Source organism: Pantoea eucalypti, from assembly GCF_009646115.1.
GTDB lineage: Bacteria > Pseudomonadota > Gammaproteobacteria > Enterobacterales > Enterobacteriaceae > Pantoea > Pantoea eucalypti.
In genome coordinates this window covers 1824774-1844890 of record NZ_CP045720.1, presented here as the reverse complement: position 1 = coordinate 1844890, position 20117 = coordinate 1824774, and the positions used below count along the sequence as shown (strand labels likewise).

General features: G+C 54.1%; 21 protein-coding genes. 12 read left to right on the top strand and 9 right to left on the bottom strand.

Features of this window, described 5'->3' with window-relative positions; genetic code table 11:
* Positions 1-539: 539 nt before the first annotated feature.
* On the bottom strand, positions 540-707 hold the full coding sequence (locus tag EE896_RS22380; protein WP_003852701.1) for a hypothetical protein: 168 nt from the start codon (positions 705-707) through the stop codon (positions 540-542).
* Positions 708-1048: 341 nt separating this feature from the next.
* Here EE896_RS22380 and EE896_RS08505 point away from each other — a divergent pair, with 341 nt between their 5' ends.
* Together EE896_RS08505 and EE896_RS08500 are read left to right on the top strand one after the other, a co-directional pair.
* Positions 1049-1408 carry a hypothetical protein gene (locus EE896_RS08505; RefSeq protein WP_140915460.1) on the top strand — a complete coding sequence of 120 codons (360 nt, stop codon included), beginning with the start codon at positions 1049-1051 and terminating at the stop codon, positions 1406-1408.
* A 67-nt stretch (positions 1409-1475) separates the two neighbouring features.
* The gene (locus tag EE896_RS08500; protein WP_003852699.1) at positions 1476-1820 is read left to right on the top strand and encodes a RidA family protein; all 345 of its coding nucleotides are present in this window, start codon (positions 1476-1478) and stop codon (positions 1818-1820) included.
* A 12-nt stretch (positions 1821-1832) separates the two neighbouring features.
* Here the strand turns inward: EE896_RS08500 and EE896_RS08495 are convergent, their stop codons facing one another.
* Positions 1833-2027: a YoaH family protein gene (locus tag EE896_RS08495; RefSeq protein ID WP_003852697.1), complete on the bottom strand. Its 195-nt coding sequence runs from the start codon at positions 2025-2027 to the stop codon at positions 1833-1835.
* A gap of 110 nt (positions 2028-2137) precedes the next feature.
* Between EE896_RS08495 and pabB the strand changes: the two genes are divergently transcribed.
* From pabB to EE896_RS08475, 4 genes are all read left to right on the top strand, one after another.
* Positions 2138-3517, top strand: coding sequence for an aminodeoxychorismate synthase component 1 (gene pabB / locus EE896_RS08490; RefSeq protein WP_140915461.1), 1380 nt, complete (start codon positions 2138-2140; stop codon positions 3515-3517).
* The gene (locus tag EE896_RS08485; RefSeq protein ID WP_003852695.1) at positions 3501-4064 is read left to right on the top strand and encodes a CoA pyrophosphatase; all 564 of its coding nucleotides are present in this window, start codon (positions 3501-3503) and stop codon (positions 4062-4064) included. The genes pabB and EE896_RS08485 overlap by 17 nt, the downstream gene beginning before the upstream one ends.
* 184 nt (positions 4065-4248) lie before the next feature.
* Entirely contained in the window at positions 4249-5613 is a 1365-nt protein-coding gene (locus tag EE896_RS08480) for an L-serine ammonia-lyase (RefSeq protein ID WP_003852693.1), read from the top strand.
* A 225-nt stretch (positions 5614-5838) separates the two neighbouring features.
* Entirely contained in the window at positions 5839-7401 is a 1563-nt protein-coding gene (locus EE896_RS08475; protein WP_110411356.1) for an EAL domain-containing protein, read from the top strand.
* A gap of 89 nt (positions 7402-7490) precedes the next feature.
* Here EE896_RS08475 and EE896_RS08470 read toward each other — a convergent pair whose 3' ends face one another.
* Complete coding sequence (locus tag EE896_RS08470) at positions 7491-9071, bottom strand: TerC family protein (protein WP_003852691.1); 1581 nt, start codon at positions 9069-9071, stop codon at positions 7491-7493.
* A 509-nt stretch (positions 9072-9580) separates the two neighbouring features.
* On the opposite strand from EE896_RS08470, the gene manX reads away from it, so the two are divergent.
* From manX to EE896_RS08450, 4 genes are all read left to right on the top strand, one after another.
* Entirely contained in the window at positions 9581-10543 is a 963-nt protein-coding gene (gene manX / locus EE896_RS08465; RefSeq protein ID WP_003852689.1) for a PTS mannose transporter subunit IIAB, read from the top strand.
* 63 nt (positions 10544-10606) lie between these two features.
* Positions 10607-11407, top strand: coding sequence for a PTS mannose/fructose/sorbose transporter subunit IIC (locus EE896_RS08460; protein ID WP_033743088.1), 801 nt, complete (start codon positions 10607-10609; stop codon positions 11405-11407).
* A 15-nt stretch (positions 11408-11422) separates the two neighbouring features.
* Positions 11423-12268: a PTS mannose transporter subunit IID gene (locus EE896_RS08455; RefSeq protein WP_140915462.1), complete on the top strand. Its 846-nt coding sequence runs from the start codon at positions 11423-11425 to the stop codon at positions 12266-12268.
* A 91-nt stretch (positions 12269-12359) separates the two neighbouring features.
* Complete coding sequence (locus tag EE896_RS08450; RefSeq protein ID WP_003852686.1) at positions 12360-12818, top strand: DUF986 family protein; 459 nt, start codon at positions 12360-12362, stop codon at positions 12816-12818.
* On the opposite strand, the gene rlmA is transcribed toward EE896_RS08450, so the two are convergent.
* The 4 genes from rlmA to EE896_RS08425 all read right to left on the bottom strand — a co-directional run bounded on the left by rlmA (position 12815) and on the right by EE896_RS08425 (position 15914).
* A complete protein-coding gene (gene rlmA, locus EE896_RS08445) occupies positions 12815-13624 on the bottom strand; it encodes a 23S rRNA (guanine(745)-N(1))-methyltransferase (protein ID WP_003852685.1) in 810 nt (269 codons plus the stop codon). The genes EE896_RS08450 and rlmA overlap by 4 nt on opposite strands.
* Before the next feature lie 137 nt (positions 13625-13761).
* Positions 13762-13971 carry a transcription antiterminator/RNA stability regulator CspE gene (gene cspE / locus EE896_RS08440; protein WP_003852684.1) on the bottom strand — a complete coding sequence of 70 codons (210 nt, stop codon included), beginning with the start codon at positions 13969-13971 and terminating at the stop codon, positions 13762-13764.
* Positions 13972-14612: 641 nt separating this feature from the next.
* On the bottom strand, positions 14613-15623 hold the full coding sequence (locus tag EE896_RS08430) for an MBL fold metallo-hydrolase (protein WP_140915463.1): 1011 nt from the start codon (positions 15621-15623) through the stop codon (positions 14613-14615).
* Positions 15624-15641: 18 nt separating this feature from the next.
* Positions 15642-15914, bottom strand: a complete 273-nt coding sequence (locus tag EE896_RS08425; RefSeq protein WP_008925326.1) for a YebO family protein — start codon at positions 15912-15914, stop codon at positions 15642-15644.
* Between the two features lie 202 nt (positions 15915-16116).
* Between EE896_RS08425 and EE896_RS08420 the strand changes: the two genes are divergently transcribed.
* Entirely contained in the window at positions 16117-16353 is a 237-nt protein-coding gene (locus EE896_RS08420; RefSeq protein ID WP_003852681.1) for a YobH family protein, read from the top strand.
* Positions 16354-16383: 30 nt separating this feature from the next.
* On the opposite strand, the gene kdgR is transcribed toward EE896_RS08420, so the two are convergent.
* The gene (gene kdgR / locus EE896_RS08415) at positions 16384-17175 is read right to left on the bottom strand and encodes a DNA-binding transcriptional regulator KdgR (RefSeq protein ID WP_003852680.1); all 792 of its coding nucleotides are present in this window, start codon (positions 17173-17175) and stop codon (positions 16384-16386) included.
* Between the two features lie 187 nt (positions 17176-17362).
* Between kdgR and EE896_RS08410 the strand changes: the two genes are divergently transcribed.
* On the top strand, positions 17363-18733 hold the full coding sequence (locus EE896_RS08410; protein WP_008925327.1) for an MFS transporter: 1371 nt from the start codon (positions 17363-17365) through the stop codon (positions 18731-18733).
* A gap of 352 nt (positions 18734-19085) precedes the next feature.
* Here the strand turns inward: EE896_RS08410 and htpX are convergent, their stop codons facing one another.
* Positions 19086-19967 carry a protease HtpX gene (htpX, locus tag EE896_RS08405; RefSeq protein ID WP_003852678.1) on the bottom strand — a complete coding sequence of 294 codons (882 nt, stop codon included), beginning with the start codon at positions 19965-19967 and terminating at the stop codon, positions 19086-19088.
* Positions 19968-20117: the final 150 nt, after the last annotated feature.

The following is a 20117-nucleotide window of genomic DNA, read 5'->3' as shown; positions in this document are numbered from 1 at the left end:
GCATCCGCGCAGGAATCGCTAAAGGTTTTCATCGATGCGAATGTCAGTAAGACTAATGACTGAAGGATTTTATCCGGGTAGTTTATCTGAACAACCCGAGCGGTCAGAGGGTCATCACCAGGGTGTTGTTTAGCCAGATTCCAGCAACCCGGGTAAAGCGGAAAAGGCGCGGAGAGAAGTGAGTCAATGAGACCGGTGTAGAAACCGCAAAACTGCGCGACTGACGGTTTTGCGGCGTGAGTCAGAATTCAGAAGAAATAGAGGTCGTCAGACAACCGTTTCAAACGCCTAAACATCCTTTTCTAAGGGATCGTTTTCCTCATCCTCTTCTTCATCTTCCGGATAGATCTCAGCATCATCTGGCAGCGGTTCATCGTAATCAGGACGTTCAGACATAATTACCTCCGGTGATAAATAGCAAGGCTGCTATTTCAACTGATCATAGTTAACACTCACTGGAGGCCGCACACTTTCCACCTGAAATGTGAACCAAACGTGAATTCACTGTAATGGACTGAAAACAGCCCAACCGCACCTTGCTAATGATGCAGGTACAGTGCACCCGCCAGCATGATGATGAACAGCACGGCAAAGGTAACAAATCCCTGCTTACTGCCTTTGGATAACCCCACAAATGCCGCGATAACAATAAACAGCAGCGTCAGAGCGCCAGCCATTACCCAAAAAAGATACTGCGTATTCGCCATGCTTTAATCCTCAACCTGTGGCGCAATCTCATGACTGATTTATAACATTTTTAAGCCGCCAGTTCCCCTAATTCCGTGTTTCTTATCCCCTGTCAGCGCTAACAGCAGGCGCGATTAAGGACACCTCATTGTCAGCGCAGTTAGCGCCACAGTGTGATGCAGTTATCAAATGCAAATGAACACATCAGGTAATCAAAAGGCAGGATTATAATGATTAAATCAGCTTACTGTTGGGATGTGGCACCCGTAGGCTGATGTGCTGAGACTGGCTTAACATTGCCCTTCAGGTGATGTTTCGCAGATGGCTAAACCCGACTGCCTGTTTCAGGCGGAGGTACATCATGAATTATGTCCGCATCGGATCTCTGGCTGGCGTGCTGCTGCTCTGGGGCTGCCAGGCACCTACCCCTGATCAGGCTCGTCTGCAGCAACCCGTTTTCCAGGGCCAAAGCGCCCGCACCGTCCCTCAGCTCAGCGACTGTATTTATCGCGGCTGGTCCACCACCAGCGTCATTGCACGGGATAACACCACCCACACCCAGCCGAACGGCAGTGAGATCAGCGTCTTTACCTGGGAAGATTCTATTTTTGCGGATGTTTCGCCCCGCCGAAAAGGTGCTGATGTGAAATATTTCACCACCTTCCGGATGTCCCCGGAAGTGATGGCAGACAGACAGGCGATTGTTGAGCGCTGCCTGTAAAGCGTAAGAGGTGACAGCGATATCAGGAGTGTGCCAGGCTAATGCGCAATTAACCAGGGAGAAACCGATGAGTATTACCCGCATTGACCCGGAACATCGTATGTCCGAAGCCGTCATTCATAACGACACAATCTATTACACCAGTGTGCCCGAAAATCTGGATGCCGACGCAGAAGCACAGACCGCCAATGCGCTGGCGGTGATTGACGCCATTCTGACCCGGCTCGGTAGCGATAAAAGCAAAATTCTGGATGCGACGCTGTTCCTGGTAGATAAAGCCGACTTCCCCGCCATGAACCGCGCCTGGGATGCCTGGGTTTCGCCGGGCAATGCGCCGGTGCGCTGTACGGTTCAGGCCGGTCTGCTAAATCCAAAATACAAGATCGAAATTAAAATCATCGCTGCACGTTAAACCTGCCGGGCGTTATTCCTCTTCGTTTTCGTCATCTTCGTCTTCGAATAACGCCCGAATACGTTCGCCCTTGTGATTTTCGCGGATTTCCTGCGCCACCTGGGCGATTGCTTCACCGCTCGATAGTCCGCCTGCCATCAGCGCCTGAATACGTTCGACGGCCTGTTGTTGTTGCTCATGAGAGAGAGCCGGTAATCCAATAAACATTTTTTACTCCTGCGTTGGGTCAGACAGTATCCCACGTGGAACTAACAGGTGCCAGTGAGGAAAAAATATGTCAGTCTGACCGCCTCTTAGCTTTCTGATTTGTCTGCCCGATGATTGTTGAAACCCTCACGCTTGATTATACCCCCGATGCGCTGACTCAGCGTTTCGCCACCCTTGCCCATCTGCCCTGGGCGATGCTGCTCTCCTCCGCGCAGGCCAGCCACAGTGACAACCGTTTTGATCTTCTGACCGCCGATCCCCGCGCCACCCTGGTGACCCGCGGCGCAATCACGACGCTCAGCGACCCAACCGGTACAACCGAATCAACCGCCGATCCCCTGTTGCTGGTGCAGCAACAGTGTGATGCGCTGGGCGTCACACCTGCATCCAGCGAGACGCTGCCGTTTCAGGGCGGTGCGCTGGGGCTGTTTGGTTATGACCTGGGCCGCCGGTTTGAGTCCCTGCCGCAGCGGGCTGCAGCCGATCTCACTACGCCTGACATGGCCACAGGAATCTATGACTGGGCATTGATTGCCGACCATCATCAGCAAACCCTGACGCTCGTGGCGTTGAGCAATGTTGAAGAACGTGCCGCCTGGCTGGCACAGTGGCCTGTACGCGAAACTGTACCCTTTTCGCTGACAAGCCGCTGGCGCTCTAATATGAGCTATGCCGAATACGCCGCGCGCTTTGCCGCCGTTCAGGCTTATATTCAGGCCGGTGACTGTTATCAGGTAAACCTGGCACAGCGTTTTCAGGCGGGTTATCAGGGTGATGAGTGGCAGGCATTCACTCTCCTCAATGCGGCTAACCGCGCACCCTTCAGCGCGTTTCTGCGGCTGCCTGACAGTGCAATTCTCAGCCTGTCGCCGGAACGCTTCCTGTCGCTGAATAACAAGCAGATTGAAACTCGCCCCATTAAAGGGACCCGACCACGCTGTGACGACCCGATTGCCGACGCACAACAGGCGGAGTCGTTGCGCCATGCGGAGAAAGATCGGGCTGAAAATCTGATGATTGTTGATTTGCTGCGCAACGATATTGGCCGTGTGGCGCGACCCGGTTCGGTTACGGTGCCAGAGCTGTTTGTGGTTGAACCCTTCCCCGCCGTGCATCACCTGGTGAGCACGGTGCGGGCGCAGCTACCTGACAGCCTGCAGGCCACTGATTTACTGCGCGCCTGTTTTCCTGGCGGCTCGATAACCGGTGCACCTAAGATTCGGGCAATGGAGATTATTGATGAGCTGGAACCGCAGCGCCGCAATGCCTGGTGCGGCAGCATCGGCTATATCAGCCTGTGTGGCCGGATGGATACCAGCATCACGATTCGCACGCTAATCGCCGAAGGCCAGCAACTCTACTGCTCTGCCGGTGGCGGATTGGTGGCTGACAGCGATCCGGAAGCGGAGTATCAGGAAACGCTCGATAAAGTCAGCCGGATCTTACCGACACTTGAGCAGGCAGGAGGTTCAGTTGGCACTGACGATTGATGTTTTTCGCAGCCGTTTTTTATTGCAGCAACCCGCCCGCAGCACCCAGCGTCTCTCAGGACGTCATGCTGCGGTGCTGGTGCCTATTGTGGCCCGTCCTGAGCCGGGTTTGTTGCTGACGCAGCGTTCGCAGGCCCTGCGCAAGCACGCCGGACAGGTCGCCTTTCCCGGCGGGATGCAGGATGACACCGACGCCTCACTGATCAACACAGCACTCCGTGAAGCGCAGGAAGAGGTCGGCATCGATCCGCAGCAGGTCGAGATACTGGGTGCGCTGCCTGCCGTCACCAGCAGCACCGGCTTCCAGGTCACGCCCGTGCTGGGCATTATTCCGGCCGATTTACGACTTACTCTTAACCCGGATGAGGTCAGCAGTGCTTTTGAGATGCCGCTGGCCGAAGCTCTGCAGCTAAGCCGCTACAGCGCGCTGGAGGTGCATCGGGCCGGTGTACGCCATCCGGTCTGGCTCTCGCGCTACCAGGATTATCTGGTGTGGGGCATGACCGCCGGAATCATCCGTTCATTGAGCACCCAGATCGCCTTCTGAAACCTTTTTGCCTGTTTTTTCACAGATGCTCGCCAGCGACCTGCCGGGCTGCGCTATAATTTTTTCTATCTTTTTAGATAAGTTTATTTCATGCGAAAAAGCGCTCTTTTCCGGTGCATGACTATTACTATGGGCGCCATAAACTGCCCCGGCAGACTGAGAATAATTGTGAGGAGTGTCACCTGTGATTAGTGTTTTCGACATGTTCAAAGTGGGCATCGGCCCATCGAGTTCGCATACTGTCGGCCCGATGAAAGCGGGTAAGCAGTTTGTGGATTTGCTGTGCGAACAGGAAAAGCTTCAGGAGGTGACCCGAATCGCCGTAGATGTCTATGGTTCTCTGTCTCTGACCGGCAAAGGCCATCATACGGATATCGCGATCATCATGGGTCTGGCGGGTGAATCGCCCGATACCGTGGATATTGATGCGATACCCGCGTTTATTAAAGATGTCGAACAGCGTGAGCGGCTGCTGCTGGCGAAAGGCGCGCATGAAGTCGATTTTCCGCGCGAAGGCGGCATGGTGTTCCGCAGCGAGAACCTCTCGCTGCATGAAAATGGTCTGCGTCTGCTGGCGTTTGCAGGTGACCTGCTGATTCTGTCGAAGACCTATTACTCCGTTGGCGGCGGTTTCATCGTTGATGAAGAGCACTTTGGGCAGTCGGCACTGGATGAAGTGTCAGTGCCATGGCCGTTTCATTCCGCTAAAGATCTGCTGGCGCACTGCCATGAGACCGGCCTCTCCCTCTCTGGCCTGGTGATGAAAAATGAGCTGGCGCTGCACAGCCGCGATGAGATCTATGCCTATTTCACCGATATCTGGCAGACGATGCAGGCCTGTATCGATCGCGGTCTGAATACCGAAGGTGTGTTGCCCGGACCGCTGCGCGTGCCACGTCGTGCTGCCTCACTGCGTCGCCTCCTGACCTCCTCCACTAAGCACTCCAGTGACCCGATGATTGTTATCGACTGGATTAATATGTATGCACTGGCCGTCAACGAAGAGAACGCCGCAGGAGGTCGTGTCGTCACCGCACCAACAAACGGTGCCTGTGGCATCGTGCCGGCGGTGCTGGCTTATTACGATCACTTTATCGAGCCGGTAACCCCCGATATTTTTCTGCGCTATTTCCTTGCCTCCGGCGCCATTGGCGTACTGTACAAAATGAACGCATCTATTTCCGGTGCTGAAGTGGGTTGCCAGGGTGAAGTGGGTGTGGCCTGCTCCATGGCGGCGGCCGGTCTGGCCGAGTTGCTGGGCGGCAGTCCTGAGCAAGTCTGCGTGGCCGCTGAAATTGGCATGGAGCACAACCTGGGACTAACCTGTGACCCGGTTGCCGGTCAGGTTCAGGTGCCCTGCATTGAGCGCAATGCGATCGCCTCAGTTAAAGCCATTAACGCGGCGCGAATGGCACTGCGTCGTACCAGCGAACCTCGCGTCTCGCTGGATAAGGTTATTGAGACGATGTATGAAACGGGCAAAGATATGAACGCTAAATACCGCGAAACCTCACGCGGCGGTCTGGCAATTAAAGTGCAGTGTGATTGAACGAAACGTTTAAATGTTTAAATAACGTTCAACTGTAATAAAATCCGCATCCTGCGCTATCTCAGCGCAGGTTTTAACGGTAGAGTGTTTTCCGCGCAACCGTCCGGCTTTCGTCGCTTTCCAGACCCGCTTTTCTGCATTTCGGCCTCAATATTGATCTGGCCGTGCCGATACTAACCCCGTAATTTTTTGCTTTATTCTGGCTTTTTGGGAAGGTGGATACTGATGTTTATGGCCCAGCAATTTGTTGGACAATTCAGACGCAAGCGTTTGCTCATAGCATTCTCAATCGCCATCGTGGTCATGATATTGACGCTGGCCTTTCGCTATTTTGAAGAAAAGTCACGTATTGAACGTCAGGCAATGGATTTCGCCAATAAAGCGATTATGCGGTTTGACCGGATGTTTTCGCCGCTGGAAGTTTCCGCGAATAATACGCTGGGCCTCGTGGGTGTACCCTGCAACAATGTTCGTTTTCCACTCATCGAAAAAATCTCTTCTCTGCAGACGCTCCGGGCGATTCTGCTGGTGGATAACGATGTACTTTACTGCTCCAGTGTTTATGGACCCCGCGCGATTCCTTTTAGCCAGACCTGGCCCGACCTTGCCTATAATGGCGAGCGTATGACCCTCTCAACCGATGATTATCTTCTCAAAGGCTCACCGATTTTAATGTTGTGGACGCCAAAAAGCCCGGATAACCGCTCAGGCATTTTGCAGGTAATTAACATCGAAATGATGAGCAATTATCTGCTGGAGCCGCAGTTACCCTGGGTTGAACGCGCCGTGTTTAACGTTAACGGACAGAGCCTGGAGTATGGTAATCCGTTGATCGAGTCGACAGTCGCTGCAGACGATGAGGTGAGCTATGAACAAGGCTCGCTGCGCTATCCATTCACGCTTACACTCTATGGCCCCTCTCCTACCCGATCGGCGCTGGCAACGCTACCCTCACAGCTGCCGCTGGCAGTGCTGCTGAGCCTGCTTATGGGCTATATCGTCTGGCTGGCAACTGCAAATCGCATGAGCCTGAGCTGGCAAATCAGTTATGGCATTACCGCCCGCGAGTTTATGGTTTATTGCCAGCCACTGATCAATAGCAAAAGTGGTCAGTGCGACGGTATTGAGATACTGATGCGCTGGCATAATGCCCGTCAGGGCTGGATTGCACCGGATGTTTTTATTCCGCTGGCTGAGCGCCAGAATCTGATCAAGCCGCTGACGCGCTTTGTGCTGAATGAAGTGGTGAGTCAGCTACCGCTATTGCCCACGGATCCCGCCTTCCATATCGCTATCAACGTGGCTGCCAGTCATTTCCGGGACGGCGCAATTATTGAAGATCTGCAAAAGCTGTGGTGGCCCGCCTCGCCAGTGCCGACACTGATGGTGGAGCTCACCGAGCGGGATGCACTCCCGGTGGTGGATCAATCGGTCATTACGCAGCTGCACGATATCGGCGTTCAGCTGGCGATTGATGACTTCGGCACCGGTCATAGTTCACTCTCCTATCTGAAAGACCTGCAGCCCGACGTGCTGAAAATAGACAAAATTTTCACAGCAGCTATCGGCACTGACGCCATCAACGCGACGGTAACGGATATGGTGATTTCGCTGGCCCAGCGCCTGAACATCAGTCTGGTTGCTGAGGGCGTGGAAACGGCTGTGCAGGCGGCTTATCTGCGCGAACGCGGCGTGGATCATCTGCAGGGTTACTATTTTGCCCGTCCGATGCCGCTGCAGGATTTTCCGGCGTGGCTGTTACTGCACCAGGCCGATACCCACAGATAAAAAAACAGCCGCGACGTTGAAGCAGCGGCTGTCGGGAAGATTTACCGCGGCCGGTTATGCCAGCCGCGCCTTAGCAACAACGTGAAGAATTAACCCTCTTCATCTTCGTCATGCGGTTTATCTTTGGTGACACGCACCAGATCGATGCGGTAGTCGGTCGCTTCGATGATCTGGAAATGCAGCGGAGTGATATCAATTACATCGCCAGGCAGCGGTAACTGCCCTTTCTGCTCAATCAGCAGACCGGCCAGCGAGGCGTGGTCCTCTGTCGGATCGACCAGCTCATGGAAATCGAGCAGTTGCTGCAGCGAATGCAGATCGGTCCCGCCCTTAACTAACCAGCCATCACCGTCCGCCACAATATCAGGCGTTTCATCTTCATCCGGGAATTCACCCGCGATCGCTTCCAGCACGTCCAGTGGCGTGATCAAACCCTGGACCACACCAAACTCGTTGGTGACGATAACGAAGCTACCTTTGGCACGGCGCAGCACGCCAAGCAGGTTAATCGGATCCAGCGTCTCCGGCACCACAATGGTCGGGCTATTGGCCGCAAAGGTTGCCACATCCACGCCATGCTCCAGCGCCACCAGCAGCTCTTTAGCGCGCACTACGCCGACAATTTCGTCCAGCTCACCCCGGCAGACCGGAAACAGACTGTGGGGGGTATCAAGCAGCTGACCGCGAATCTCATCCACCGGACGATTCGCATCAACCCAGGAGATTTCACCGCGCGGCGTCATGATGCTGCGAATTGAACGTGACGCCAGGGTCAGTACGCCATTAATCATGTAACGTTCTTCATCTTTAAACGCTTCCTGCGGCATCGCTTCCGCCAGCGCAGCCTCTTCGCTGCTGCTGGTGTTGCTGTTACTGGCCATCTGGGCACGATTGCGGCCTCCCATCAGGCGCAGAATCGCCTCTGCGGTACGTTCACGCATCGGACGGTTGGACTGATGGCGGATAAAGTTTCGACGCGCAATCTGGTTAAACATCTCAATCAGAATTGAGAAGCCGATTGCCGCATAGAGATAACCTTTAGGAATATGGAAGCCGAAGCCTTCTGCTACCAGTGACAGACCGATCATTAACAGGAAGCTCAGACAGAGCACCACCACGGTCGGATGCGCGTTAACGAAGTTAGTTAACGGCTTAGACGCCAGCAGCATCACACCCATCGCAATCACCACAGCCGTCATCATCACCGGCAGGTGGTTGACCATACCTACAGCCGTAATCACAGCATCCAGCGAGAAGACCGCATCCAGCACCACAATCTGCGTCACGACTGCCCAGAAACTGGCATATCCCCGATTACCTGATCCGTCGAGCTGCCGGTTCTCCAGCCTCTCGTGCAACTCCATCGTCGCCTTAAATAACAGGAACAGACCACCCGCCAGCAGAATTAAATCACGACCCGCAAAGCTGAAACCGCCTACGCTGAAAAGAGGTGTTGTCAGCGTCACCATCCAGGAAATCAGTGACAGCAGGCCCAGACGCATAATCAGTGCCAGCGACAGGCCAATCAAACGGGCCTTGTCACGCTGCTTTGGCGGCAGTTTGTCGGCCAGAATGGCAATAAACACCAGGTTATCGATGCCGAGTACGATTTCCAGCACGATGAGCGTCAGTAAACCCGCCCAGATTGAGGGGTCGAATAAAAATTCCATTATTTATGACTCCAGAACAGGGAACAGATTGAGCCGGTGCGTATCAGCGCAGTGAAACGTGACATCCGGATGGTCGGTAAAGCGGTGAAAACGCCGCGAGGCGAAGGGTGACGCGCCAGCAGGCGCAAAGAACAGGTTAAGCGACGTCGGTGACGATCCATAAAGGTGGGCTGAAGCCCGTTACTCCTGAGTATTAAACAGAACGTTAATGTATCAGGTCGGTGATTTGCGTCAAAAAATTTTCTTATTTTTACAATCTGCAGAGCGGATGATCGGGCGCATAAAAAGGGTGACTCGCCTCTTCACAGGGTGAATAGCTGACAGACATCACATAATTTATTTTTTCGATCACTAAAATAAATCGCGACTTTATCGCCTTAACGTCATTAACCCATGTTTTTTCGACGCTAAACCGATTAATCGAATCACCCGGTTAAAACAATAACCAAAGCATGACTCAATACAGTTCATTGACTCAGATGAGCATCTCTAGCGAACGGAGGTAGCACGTGACCATTGCGATTGTAATTGGTACACACGGCTGGGCAGCGGAACAACTGCTGAAAACAGCAGAAATGCTGTTGGGCGAGCAGGACAATGTCGGCTGGATAGATTTTGTCCCTGGTGAAAATGCAGAAACGCTGATTGAAAAATATAATGCACGACTGGCAGAACTGGATACCAGCAAAGGGGTCCTGTTTTTAGTCGATACCTGGGGTGGCAGCCCGTTTAATGCGGCCAGCCGTATCGTCGTCGATAAGCCCCAGTATGAGGTCATCGCCGGGGTCAATATCCCGATGCTGGTCGAAACCCTGATGGCGCGCGATGACGATCCCGGATTTGACGAACTGGTCGCCGTCGCGGTCGAAACTGGCCGTGAAGGGGTTAAAGCCCTGAAAGCCAAAGAAGAAGCACCGGCACCGGCTGCGGTAAAACCGGCCGCTGCAGCGCAACCGGCTAAACCGATGGCACCTGGCGATCACATGAAAATCGGACTGACGCGCATAGATGACCGTCTGATTCATGGACAGGTCGCGACACGCTGGACGAAAGAGACCAACGTTCAGCGCATTATCGTGGTCAGTGATGAAGTGGCCAACGACCACGTGCGTAAAACCCTGCTGACGCAGGTCGCCCCGCCCGGCGTGACAGCCCATGTGGTGGATGTCGATAAAATGGTGCGGGTGTGGAATAACCCGAAGTATGGTCAGGATCGCGTGATGCTGCTGTTTACCAATCCCACCGATGTTCTGCGCGTCGTGGAACAGGGTGTGGATATTAAAACGGTGAACATCGGCGGGATGGCATTCCGCCAGGGAAAAACCCAGGTGAATAATGCAATCTCGGTTGATGAAAAAGATATTGCCGCCTTCCGAAAACTCAACGAACGCAATATTGAACTGGAAGTGCGTAAAGTTTCCAGTGACCAGAAACTGAAAATGATGGATCTGATTGCGAAAGTTAACGCGTAACAGAAGCACTTCTGCGCCTGCGTTTCCGGGCTCGTCGTTATCCTGCTGAGGACAAGAAGTATGATGGAAATAACCTCGCTACAAATTATTTTAATTTTTATTGTCGCCTGCATTGCCGGTATGGGGTCGATTCTGGATGAGTTTCAGTTTCACCGACCGCTGGTGGCCTGTACTCTGATTGGTATCGTGCTGGGTGATATGAAAACCGGCATTATCATCGGTGGTACGCTGGAGATGATTGCACTGGGCTGGATGAACATCGGTGCCGCCGTGGCCCCTGATGCCGCCCTCGCCTCCATTATCTCGACCATCCTGGTGATCGCCGGCGGTCAGAGTGTGGGTGCCGGTATCGCGCTGGCCATTCCGCTGGCGGCGGCCGGACAGGTGCTGACCATTATCGTGCGTACCCTGACTGTGGCCTTCCAGCACGCAGCTGATAAAGCCGCCGAAAAAGGTAACCTCACGGCCATCTCCTGGATCCATGTCTCTGCCCTGTTGTTGCAGGCGATGCGTATCGCTATTCCGGCGCTGATTGTGGCGATTTCGGTCGGCACCAGTGCGGTTCACGCCCTGCTCAGTTCTATCCCTGAAGTCGTCACCAACGGTCTGAATATCGCGGGTGGCATGATTGTGGTCGTCGGTTACGCGATGGTCATCAACATGATGCGCGCAGGCTACCTGATGCCGTTCTTCTATCTCGGCTTCGTCACCGCGGCGTTTACCAACTTTAACCTGGTGGCGCTGGGCGTGATTGGCGTGGTCATGGCCGTGCTCTACATCCAGCTCAGCCCGAAATACAACCGTGTAGCAGGCGCACCCAATGGTGCAGCAACCGCAAACGATCTTGATAACGAACTCGATTAAGGAACAGGTGAGCACATGGTTGATATTACGAAAGTCGGAAAGAAACTGACAGCCGGAGATGTTCGCGCCGTCTTTATGCGCTCGAACCTGTTCCAGGGCTCATGGAACTTTGAACGTATGCAGGCGCTGGGCTTCTGCTTCTCTATGGTGCCGGTGATCCGCCGTCTCTATCCGGAGAACAATGATGAGCGTAAGCAGGCAATAAAGCGTCATCTGGAGTTCTTTAACACCCATCCTTATGTGGCCGCGCCGGTACTGGGCGTCACCATGGCGATGGAAGAGCAGCGTGCCAACGGCGCACCCATCGACGATGCGGCGATTAACGGCCTGAAAGTCGGCCTGATGGGACCGCTGGCCGGTGTCGGCGACCCGATCTTCTGGGGCACGGTACGTCCGGTGTTTGCCGCGCTGGGTGCCGGTATCGCAATGAGCGGCAGTCTGCTGGGGCCGTTGCTGTTCTTTGTGCTGTTTAACCTGGCGCGTCTGCTAACCCGCTACTACGGCGTGGCGTATGGCTATCGTAAAGGAATCGACATTGTCAGCGACATGGGCGGCGGTTTTCTGCAGAAGCTCACGGAGGGCGCCTCGATTCTGGGCCTGTTTGTCATGGGGGCGCTGGTCAACAAGTGGACGCACGTTAACATCCCGCTGGTCGTCTCGCGCATCACCGACTCCACTGGTAAAACCACCGTCACCACGGTTCAGTCGATCCTTGATCAACTGATGCCGGGCGTGGTGCCGCTGCTGCTGACCTTTGGCTGTATGTGGCTGTTGCGTCGTAAAGTGAACGCGCTGTGGATTATCGTCGGCTTCTTCGCCATCGGTATCTTTGGTTACTGGATCGGCCTGCTCGGTCTGTAATTTCACCCGGCCGGGAGCCTGCGCTCCCGGCTTTTAAGCGTGGTGAGCTGAGCCACAACCGGCTGAGCTCACCCTGTTTGAGGTAGATGTGATGTCTTTAACTGACGCGTTGATTGCGTGTTGTATCGCCGCCCTGATGGGGTTTGCCGTTTACCATGAGGCGATTCTGCCGCGTCGGCATGGCCCCACCCGCTTAAGGGTCACGCTGCGCAGGCAGCATAAACTCGACAGCCTGATTTTTATCGGTCTGCTGCTGATTTTGCTGTGGAACAACGTCAGTCATCACGGCCCGCAGCTCACCACCTCTCTGCTGATGATGCTGAGTTTTCTGGCGTTCTGGCTCTTCTGGCTGCGAAAACCTACGCTACTGATGAAGAATGATGGATTGTTTTACGCCGGTGTCTGGATCGATTACCGGCGGATTCAGGGGATGAATCTCTCTGAGGATGGCATTCTGGTGATTCAGCTTGAACAGCGTCGACTGCTGATCGCGGTGCAGCAACTCGACGATCTGGAGCGCATCTATAACACCCTGGTAGAAGCGCGTTAGTCGCGCTGCCACATCGTCAGGCTAAAGTCGGCATCGCAGCTGAACTGCTCGCTCTGCTGCAGCGTTTGCCAGACCTCCTCCCGCGCCCGCCAGGCGAATGGCGTCATCTGCAACAGGGTTGTCGCCGCTGCGCCGGTTAATGCCATCGGGTAACGCAGCGCCTGCTGTGTCACCTGCGTGAATCCGGGGTACGCTTTCTGCTCCGGCACATGCAACTGCACTTCGCGGTAAATCAGCGCTTTAAACTGTTGCAGATGATGCGGGCCAGGTGTGACCGTCAATACCAGGCCACCCGGCTTCAGCACGCGTGCCAGTTCTGCTTCATTGCAGGGGGCGTAGATGCGTACCACCGCATCCAGGGCCTGATCGGCAAAGGGTAAGCGCTGGCTGGAGGCGACGCAGAAGCGCACCGCAGGATAGCGCTTTGCCGCCAGACGGATTGCCATTCGGGCAACATCCAGCCCATAAATCTGTGCCTCTCCGCCTGCCGCCTCAGCCAGTGCGGCGGTGTAGTAGCCTTCGCCACAGCCTATATCAAGAATTTTGCACGCCGGCTGGGTCAGTGCCGGGCTGAGCAGGCTGACCACCTGATCACGAAGCGGTTGGTAGTAGCCTGCCTCAAGAAACGTCCGCCGTGCCTGCATCATCTCTGCACTGTCACCTGGCTCCCGTGAGCGTTTGTGCTGAACGGGCAGCAAATTGACGTAGCCTTCTTTCGCCTGATCAAACTGATGGCGATTTTCACAGCACCAGCTGCGGTTTGTGAAGGTCAGAGGTGAGTGGCAAAGAGGGCAAATCAGGGACATAAGGTGCTCCGGCATCAGATAACGCGGCGCAGTGTAACCTTATCGTTTACGCATCGGAAGCATAAAGAAAGCCCCGGCTGAGAAGCCAGGGCTTTGAGATTCCGTGTCAGGGTGCGACGCACCGAGGCGGAGTCGAATCAGATAGCAGTTACGTTAACTGCTGCCGGGCCTTTCTGGCCGTCCTGAATTTCGAACTCAACGCTCTGGCCTTCAGCCAGGGTTTTGAAACCATTGCCCTGGATAGCAGAGAAGTGTACGAACACATCTTTGCTGCCGTCAGCAGGGGTGATAAAACCAAAACCTTTAGACTCGTTGAACCACTTAACCTGACCTTTAATCTTTGCCATTTTGCAAATTCCTTTAGATGTTTATTTAGCCCGAAGGCTGTCATACAGAAAAACCAGAGACATTACTGCATGAGGCACTAATTAAGGTTCGGCAAGGAAGCGGTATTCAACGTCAACGTCTTTACTCGTACTTCTTTACTGAAGATGCCATGCATAAACAGAACTGTACCTCGTTTAACTCAGGAATTGTTATCACATATCCTAAAAATAATGGCAAGCCATTTTTAGGGGCTCAGAGAGCCTGTGCACATAATTGCCAAAAGGCTCACATTGCCTGTCAGGTGGGTTTACGCATGTCTGCACGAATAAGGCCCCTGCCCGGCCAGCGCGGTGCCACGTTGCGGCTGCCAGTATGAATTCGATGGATACCATAAGAAATTAATATTTCACAAATATGGCAATTGCAGAATGATAAAGCGAAGCGGTAACGGTTGAAGATATCAGAAATCTGACGTCAATCCTGTACACCGCTGTTTATTTTTGTACAAACAACATTTTTTTGCACCAAAACCATGAGTAACACATTAGCCTTGCGTCAAATAAAAGCATCGAAGACAATTTTTCTTATTAATAATTTAACTTTCGATTTGAAAAATTGATATCAGATAAAAAAGTACTGGCTTTTATTTATCCATCAGGGTTTAGGATAATTCCTGGGCGTCATTATTCAGCCTTCGGCTTTCACCTATTCGCCAGGGCGTGAAGCCGTCGTTTCGCTCGTTTGCCCGCAGCAGCGCATCTGCCAGTTCTTTTGGTGGCGCATCCAGTGACTCATCGGCCAGTTCGTACACACCCCAGTGGATCGGCAGCGTTAACGGCCTGCCGGCTGCCTGCCACAGCGCCACCGCCTGATCGGGATTCATATGCTGGCTTGCCATGAACCATTCAGGTGCATAGGCGCCAATCGGCAAAGCGGCCAGGTTGAACGGCCCCAGTCTGCCTGGAATGTCCAGCAGGCTGTCGCTATAACCGCTGTCGCCCGAAAACCAGAAACGTACGGAGGCAGACCGCACAACCCAGCCGCACCAGAGCGAACGGTTTCGATCGCGTAGCGTTCTCATGCTCCAGTGACGTGCCGGAACGGCATCAAAACAGAGGCCATTGACCGCAGTCTGCTGCCACCAGTCGAGCTGATGCACCTGTTTCACGCCCCGCGCCCTGCACCACTTAGCCAGACCCAGCGGCACAATAAAGGTTGCCTGAGGGAAACGCCGGACAATAGCTTTAACGGTCGTCCGATCAAGATGATCGTAATGGTTATGAGAAATCAGCACCACATCCAGACGCGGCAGATCAGCGATACTGAGCGGCGCAGGTGTTTTTCGCTGTGGTCCGGCAAATGAGAACGGCGAAGCGCGTGAGCCGATTGCAGGATCGATCAGGATATATTGCTCGTTCAGCCGCAACAGCACGGCAGCATGCCCCAGCCACCAGATGCGATCGTCACTGCCGCGGATGTCGGCTGGCTGCCACCATTGATCGGTGAACGCCGCATAGCCCTGCTGTGGAGGATGCGGCAGTCCCTGAGCCTTACGCTCTCTGCGCCAGCGCTGCAGATCGCCTGGCTGGCGCTGCTCCGGTTCTGGACTACAGAACCCCTCGGGCGTATGGTGCGCTTTACTGCTGTCATACCACGGATTTTTCCAGGCCATCCTGCCTCTCTGCTGTGATTAACGTTCCGGAATTAACCGGATAAAGTCCCGTTTCTCCGCATCTTCATCGGTTTTTTTGACCTCGGAGACGGGCTGCATCTCAATCAGACGGCGCAGCAACTGGTTCTGTTTCTTCTGCTCTTCCAGCAACGACGCCAGTAAGTGAATTTGCTCTCCGGCGCGAACGCTGGCCCGGTTAACAAAGAACCAGGCAATAAACGCCACAATTAAAATAATGACCATCAGGCCATAACTGACCAGCGGTCCCGGATTTGCGGCTAACTCATTCATAACTGCCTCATAAAACAAAGTGAACACGCCAACCCCCTATTCTACCTTTAGCCATCACAAAAGATAATGGGGATCACGTCAATGCAGATTTTGCCGTTTCAGTTATCTCTGATCGATCCTGCCTGAAAACCGAGGCATGCTGATATCATCATAACCGGCAGCACCAGGTTGTGCGCTGAGTTATCTTTCACAAGGAGACATAATGAAACTGTTGATTCGCACGATAGGCTTGCTAGCGGTGATCTGGCTGGCGATGCTGTTTACCGGCTATGGCGTATTAACCGGCAGCACTAAAAATGCAGCCGGACTTGGCCTGCAATGCAGTTATCTGACCGCTCGCGGCGTGATCAGCGCGCAGTATCTGCACACTGACAGTGGTGTAGTGGGCGTAACGGATTGCCCGTTGCTGAAGAAAAGCGGAGAAGTGATCGATAACTAGTAGAATGGCGGGCCGGATGGCCCGCTGTTTTCAGAACGGGTAGTCGTGATAGCCCATCTCTGATGAAAGCGTGCGCGCCGCACGATGCAGCATGGCCACGTAATCCTGACGGGCATCTTCTGAAAAACGAATGGTGGGAAAAGAGATACTGAGTCCCGCAATCACCACGCCAAATCGGTCGAATACCGGCACGGCGAGGCAGCGCAATCCCTCTTCCTGTTCTTCATTATCCTCACCATAACCCTGCGCTCTGACCTGATCCAGCGTCGTAATCAACGCCTCCGCGCTTAACAGCGTATTGGCCGTGCTACGTTTAAACTCCACATCCCGTAGAATCTCCTCCACTTCGCTTCGGTCGCGCCAGGCCAGCAGCACTTTACCGATCGCAGTGGTATGCAGCGGATTACGACGACCAATGCGTGAATACATACGCAGGTTATAGAGCGAGTCGATTTTGTGGATGTAGACAATACTGTCCTCTTCCAGCGCGCCCAGATGAATCGTCTCTTTGGTCAGACGCGACAACTCACGCATCTGCACATCCGCGCTGCGGATTAAATCAACGTTCTGTAATGCTTTTGCACCCAGCTCAAACAGCTTCAGCGTCAGTGAGTACTTCTCGCTCTCGCCTTCCTGCGTGACATAGCCCAGCGACTTCATGGTCTGCAGAAAACGGTAGACGGTGCTTTTTGACATCATGACGCGCTGCGCGAGCTCAGTAATACCATGATCGCGCTCTTCGCCCAGCGCCTGCAAAATGCCAAACACTTTAAGAACAGAAGAGACCGAATCAGGCTGTTTATCATTTTCACCAATGGACATCGCGCACCTTATTAAACCTGTTTCAAAAAAAATGGAACGGATAGTCAGTATAGAGTGAGGCGCAGCATGGCAGCAATGCTTTAACCCATGCGTCATATTTTAAGACAGTTTTTTATCCGTTCGATCGCTGCATTTCAGCGTTAATTTCATTAGCATGATGATATTCACCCTCTTTAGTAATTAACTTATGACTCTTTCTCCTCCGCAGGATGGATTACCAGGCCGTCAGCGCTATATGGCTATTGCCACAATCGCTATCGGGCTGACCATGGCGGTGCTGGATGGCGCGATTGCCAACGTCGCCCTGCCGACCATTTCGCGTGAACTCAATGCAAGCCCGGCGCAGTCAATCTGGATAGTGAATGCCTATCAGATTGCGATTATCGTCTCGCTGCTGTCGCTCTCGTTTCTGGGCGATATGCTGGGCTATCGGCGCGTCTACCAGGCCGGCCTGGCGCTGTTTATTGCCACCTCGCTGTTCTGCGCCTTCTCGACCACGCTAACCATGCTGACCTTTGCCCGCGTGCTGCAGGGGTTAGGTGGCGCCGCGCTGATGAGTGTGAACACTGCGTTGATACGCATTATTTATCCCCAGCGCTATCTGGGACGCGGCATGGCAATTAACTCGCTGGTGGTGGCGGTGTCGACCGCGGCAGGCCCGACAGTAGCGGCTGCGATTCTGTCAGTGGCGAGCTGGAAATGGCTGTTTCTGATTAACGTCCCGCTGGGTGCTATTGCATTGTGGCTGGCGCTGCGCACACTGCCCGATAATCCGCAAAAAGCCACCGCACAGAAATTTGATGTGCCCAGCGCGATCATGAATGCCCTGTTCTTTGGTCTGATCATCTCCGCATTGAGCGGTTTTGCGCAGGGTCAGAGTCATCTGCTGGTGCTGTCGGAGGTCGTTGTTCTGTTGGTGACAGGCTGGTTCTTTATTCGTCGTCAGTTAAACATGGCGGTGCCGCTGCTGCCGGTTGATCTGTTGCGTATCCCCATTTTCAGCCTGTCGATGGGCACGTCGGTCTGCTCCTTCTGCGCGCAGATGCTGGCGATGGTCTCACTGCCCTTCTTCCTGCAAAACGTCCTGCAGCGTGATGAGGTGGCAACCGGTTTACTTCTGACGCCCTGGCCGCTGGCGACCATGGTGTTTGCGCCAATAGCCGGCCGGCTGATTGAGCGGGTGCATGCCGGGCTGCTGGGAGGAATCGGGCTGGCGATGTTCGCCCTGGGGCTGTTCCTGCTCGCCTGGCTGCCAGCAAACCCTGGCGATGGTGATATTATCTGGCGCATGATGCTGTGCGGTGCCGGTTTTGGGCTGTTCCAGTCACCTAACAACCACACAATTGTCACCTCTGCTCCACGTAACCGCAGCGGCGCTGCCAGCGGCATGCTGGGTACCGCGCGCCTGCTGGGTCAGAGTATGGGTGCTGCGCTGGTTGCGCTGATGTTTAATCTGTTTGATGAGCGTGGCACGCACGTTTCGCTGCTGCTGGCGGGCAGCTTTGCCGCCGTGGCGGCGCTGGTGAGCGTGTCGCGCATGACGCAGACCCGCGCCTGATGGCAGCGAAAAAGCGAACGCCTTACAGCATGTGAACCGATTCGCTGTAAGGCCGGGTCTGCACAGGGAGCCCAGACAGATCGGAAAAACTACTGTCATCCATGACGGTCGTCCCACACGATTACGCACCTCATCCCTGATGTGTGCCCATAAACGGGCCAACGCTTTGCGTTGTTTAAAAACGCTCCCGGCGTTTTTGTACAGGCGTCGGGACGTTATCCTCCTCTCTCTGGGTTCCCTGCTCTTTGAGCTAAGATACTGGAGCTGAGATATTGCTGTCAGATTCAATCTGATGCTGATTTCTAAAACAGAAAAGGCGACCCGCGGGTCGCCTTATTTGCTCTGCTTAGTGCTACTTCAGATACTGACCGCTGCGCAGTGCTTCAATACGCTTATCTAACGGCGGATGCGACATAAACAGCTCACTGAATGATTTGCCTTTGCCGTTGATGCAGAACGCCATCATGCTGCTCGGCTCCTGCGGTTCATAGCTGGTTTTCAGACGCTGTAACGCCGCAATCATCTTCTCACGACCCACCAGCTTCGCTGAACCGGCATCGGCATGGAACTCACGGTGACGGGAGAACCACATGGTAATGATGCTGGCGAGAATACCAAACACCAGTTCCAGCACCATCGACACCGCAAAGTAGACCAGCGGGTTGCCGTTGCTGCTCTCCTCACCATCACGGTTGCCGGACATAAAGCCTGCCGCGATCTGCGCCAGAATGCGTGAAACGAAAATCACAAAGGTGTTCACTACGCCCTGGATTAGCGTCATGGTGATCATGTCGCCATTAGCGATGTGCGACACTTCGTGTGCCAGTACCGCTTCCGCTTCATCACGGCTCATGTTTTGCAGCAGACCGGTTGAGACAGCAACCAGTGAGGCGTTACGTCGTGCGCCGGTCGCAAAGGCGTTGATGTCAGGTGCGTGATAGATTGCGACCTGTGGCATCGCAATGCCCGCCTGCTGGGCCTGACGGCCAATAGTATCCACCAGCCAGCGCTCGGTTTCGTTGCGTGGCTGTTCAATCACTTCACCGCCAACCGATCGCAGCGCCATCCACTTCGACATCAGCAGTGAAACAAACGCACCGCCGAAGCCAAACAGGCCTGCCATGATCATCAGGCCCTGAACACTGCTTGACTGGATCCCTGTCAGGCTGAGAATCAGCCCGAATACCAACATCACAGCCAGGTTGGTCATCAGGAAAAGAGCAATACGCATCATTTTTGTTAATCTTCCTCAGTAGTTCACGCGCCTATACGCGGATCCATATCCTATGGGCATTGGGCTGCTTTTCAAGCAACCTTAACGTTTAAGTGCCTAAAAAGACATAACTTTACATTCTGACACGCCTGATGAGCAACCCAGCCTGCA

Coding starts and splice junctions, on each gene's coding strand:
- EE896_RS08470 (WP_003852691.1), bottom strand. CDS start 9,071: ATGGAATTTTTATTCGACCCCTCAATCTGGGCGGGTTTACTGACGCTC.
- EE896_RS08425 (WP_008925326.1), bottom strand. CDS start 15,914: ATGAATGAGTTAGCCGCAAATCCGGGACCGCTGGTCAGTTATGGCCTG.
- EE896_RS08410 (WP_008925327.1), top strand. CDS start 17,363: ATGACTCTTTCTCCTCCGCAGGATGGATTACCAGGCCGTCAGCGCTAT.
- EE896_RS08495 (WP_003852697.1), bottom strand. CDS start 2,027: ATGTTTATTGGATTACCGGCTCTCTCTCATGAGCAACAACAACAGGCC.
- rlmA (WP_003852685.1), bottom strand. CDS start 13,624: ATGTCCCTGATTTGCCCTCTTTGCCACTCACCTCTGACCTTCACAAAC.
- EE896_RS08500 (WP_003852699.1), top strand. CDS start 1,476: ATGAGTATTACCCGCATTGACCCGGAACATCGTATGTCCGAAGCCGTC.
- pabB (WP_140915461.1), top strand. CDS start 2,138: ATGATTGTTGAAACCCTCACGCTTGATTATACCCCCGATGCGCTGACT.
- EE896_RS08505 (WP_140915460.1), top strand. CDS start 1,049: ATGAATTATGTCCGCATCGGATCTCTGGCTGGCGTGCTGCTGCTCTGG.
- EE896_RS08460 (WP_033743088.1), top strand. CDS start 10,607: ATGGAAATAACCTCGCTACAAATTATTTTAATTTTTATTGTCGCCTGC.
- cspE (WP_003852684.1), bottom strand. CDS start 13,971: ATGGCAAAGATTAAAGGTCAGGTTAAGTGGTTCAACGAGTCTAAAGGT.
- EE896_RS08455 (WP_140915462.1), top strand. CDS start 11,423: ATGGTTGATATTACGAAAGTCGGAAAGAAACTGACAGCCGGAGATGTT.
- EE896_RS22380 (WP_003852701.1), bottom strand. CDS start 707: ATGGCGAATACGCAGTATCTTTTTTGGGTAATGGCTGGCGCTCTGACG.
- EE896_RS08450 (WP_003852686.1), top strand. CDS start 12,360: ATGTCTTTAACTGACGCGTTGATTGCGTGTTGTATCGCCGCCCTGATG.
- htpX (WP_003852678.1), bottom strand. CDS start 19,967: ATGATGCGTATTGCTCTTTTCCTGATGACCAACCTGGCTGTGATGTTG.
- EE896_RS08420 (WP_003852681.1), top strand. CDS start 16,117: ATGAAACTGTTGATTCGCACGATAGGCTTGCTAGCGGTGATCTGGCTG.
- EE896_RS08430 (WP_140915463.1), bottom strand. CDS start 15,623: ATGGCCTGGAAAAATCCGTGGTATGACAGCAGTAAAGCGCACCATACG.
- kdgR (WP_003852680.1), bottom strand. CDS start 17,175: ATGTCCATTGGTGAAAATGATAAACAGCCTGATTCGGTCTCTTCTGTT.
- EE896_RS08475 (WP_110411356.1), top strand. CDS start 5,839: ATGTTTATGGCCCAGCAATTTGTTGGACAATTCAGACGCAAGCGTTTG.